The sequence below is a fragment of the Bacillus sp. SIMBA_008 genome (genome assembly GCF_046535495.1).
Classification (GTDB): Bacteria; Bacillota; Bacilli; order Bacillales; family Bacillaceae; genus Bacillus; species Bacillus subtilis.
In genome coordinates, this window is the sequence record NZ_JAWRWL010000163.1 from 1 (window position 1) to 337 (window position 337).

General features: G+C 59.9%; 1 protein-coding gene. It reads left to right on the top strand.

The features are described from left to right. Positions 1-337, top strand: a 337-nt coding sequence (locus SB658_RS22640) for a putative oxygenase MesX (protein WP_410602469.1), incomplete at both ends; no start/stop codon positions are given.

The window sequence follows — 337 nt, forward strand, 5'->3', positions numbered from 1 at the left end:
GTGGGACAACCCGACGGGTGATCGCTATGCGCTCGAGCTCGACATCGTGTCGGTCGATCTGCTCCTGGAGGAGGCATTTCCCGTCATCGAAGTACTGAACGTGTCGATCCGTGACACGACCACGGGATCCGTGACGCCCGGAATCGTGGGCAACAACTTCTCGTCGTACATCCGCGACTACGACTTCAGTGTGAAGCTACCGAACGGTATGCCGAACGACTTCGGCGTGCTGCATGGCCGCGTCTTCGAGCGCTTCCTTTCTTCGAGCGCGTACCGCGAACGGTTCACGCAGGATCCGGTGATCTGCATCAGCGTGTCGACATCGCGCACCTACGAG